Origin of the sequence: Nocardiopsis sp. JB363, from assembly GCF_900143625.1 — a bacterium.
In the GTDB taxonomy this organism is placed as follows: Bacteria; Actinomycetota; Actinomycetes; order Streptosporangiales; family Streptosporangiaceae; genus Nocardiopsis.
The window spans coordinates 1-1,669 of the sequence record NZ_FRFF01000159.1 but is presented as its reverse complement, the minus strand read 5'-3'; the positions used below and the strand labels follow the sequence as shown (position 1 = coordinate 1,669).

Genomic DNA, 1,669 nt, shown 5'->3' with positions numbered 1-1,669 from the left:
CCCCCCCCCCCCCCCCCCCCCCCCCCCCCCCCCCCCCCCCCCCCCCCCCCCCCCATTTTTTTTTCAAGCAGAAGACGGCATACGAGCGGTAGCTCCGTCTCGTGGGCTCGGTGATGTGAATAAGAGACAGGTGCACGGGTGCCTTCGTGCTGGCCGGTTTGGGGTTGTTGGAGGGGCGTGGGGCGACCACGCATTGGCGGCACGCGGGCGCGTTGGCTCGCCGGTATCCGGGTGTGCGGGTGCGTCCGGACGCCATCCATGTCCGAGATGGGTGTTTCATCACTTCTGCGGGGGTCAGTGCCGGTATCGATTTGGCGCTGGCGTTGGTGGAGGAGGATCACGGGGCGCGGGTGGCGCGCGGTGTGGCACAGGAACTCGTGGTCTACCTGCGTCGTCCGGGTGGGCAGTCCCAGTTCGGTGGGCAGGTCCCGGTTTCGGTGAGCGAGGGTCCCTTGCGCAGGGTGGTGGAGGCGGTGCGGGCCGACCCCCGTGCCGAGCACGATCTGCCGTCGATGGCGCGGGTGGCGGCGGTCAGCCCTCGGCACTTGAGTCGGTTGTTCCACGCGGAGTTGGGCACCACGCCCGCTCGTTGGGTGGAGCGGGTGCGTTTGGACCTGGCGCAGCGATTCTTGTTGGAGGGGTCGGGGGTGACCTCGGCGGCTCGGCGTAGCGGGTTCGGCAGTGATGAGACCCTGCGTCGTGTCTTCGTGCGTCATCTGGGGTCGACCCCCACCGAGTTCCGTCGGCGTTTCGCCACCACGGACGTGGGCATGGATGCGACGGGTAGCGGGTCGTGACCGTGCGGATCTGGACGGTGGGATGAGCACTCAGGGTGCCATTGTCCGTCTCTGTGGCCTTTTCTTGAGGCCTGCGGGGCTCCATTTGGGTTAAGTGGCCCTGAATGCGGCTTGTTCCATGGGGTGTGTGGCCTTTTCGTGACCTTCGGGGGCGGTAGATTGCCCGGCATGCACAACGGGGATCAGGTCGAGCAGACCTCGACACAGAGCGTGGTCATCTACACCGACGGGGCCTGCAGCGGCAACCCCGGTCCGGGAGGGTGGGGTGTGTGGTTGCGCTATGGGGAGCACGAGCGTGAGCTGTACGGGGGCGAGGCCCAGACCACCAACAATCGGATGGAGTTGATGGCCGCCATCCAGGCGTTGGAGAGCCTGACACGTCCGGTGCCGGCGGTGGTGCACACCGATTCGTCCTATGTGCGCAACGGCATCATGACCTGGGTGCACGGGTGGAAGAAGCGGGGGTGGACCACCGCGAGCAAGAAACCGGTCAAGAACGTGGACCTGTGGCAGCGCCTGGACGAGTTGGCCACGCGACATGAGGTCGAGTGGCGTTGGGTGCGCGGCCACAGCGGCGATGAGGGCAACGAGCACGCCGACGAACTCGCCCGGCGCGGGCGGGACGAGGCGGCGGCCGCGGCCGGGTAAAAGGGGAATGGCACGTGTGGGGTGGGTGGCCCGGTGGTCGCCCACCCCCTTTTTTTTGTCGTTCGGCGTCGTTGGCAGGCGGTGCACATCGGGCGGGTGCGGTGGGCGTAACGGCACCCGCACTAACGGAAGCCCTTGGAGTCATCCCACACGTGCCGCATGCCCTCTTCGGCGCGTCGGTACCAGTGCTCGGCCTCGTCGGTCTCACCACGCGCTGTCAGGAG

General features: G+C 67.6%; 2 protein-coding genes. Both read left to right on the top strand.

Annotation, left to right across the window (positions count from 1 at the left end; translation table 11 throughout):
• Positions 1-119: 119 nt before the first annotated feature.
• Positions 120-797 (top strand): GlxA family transcriptional regulator, encoded by a 678-nt coding sequence (locus BQ8420_RS24785; RefSeq protein WP_087101708.1) that lies wholly within the window; start codon positions 120-122, stop codon positions 795-797.
• Positions 798-965: 168 nt separating this feature from the next.
• Positions 966-1,445: a ribonuclease HI gene (gene rnhA, locus BQ8420_RS24780; protein ID WP_087101706.1), complete on the top strand. Its 480-nt coding sequence runs from the start codon at positions 966-968 to the stop codon at positions 1,443-1,445.
• Positions 1,446-1,669 lie beyond the last annotated feature (224 nt).

What these genes read in the sequence shown, in the direction of transcription:
- rnhA (WP_087101706.1), top strand. Translation starts at nt 966, where the DNA reads ATGCACAACGGGGATCAGGTCGAGCAGACCTCGACACAGAGCGTGGTC.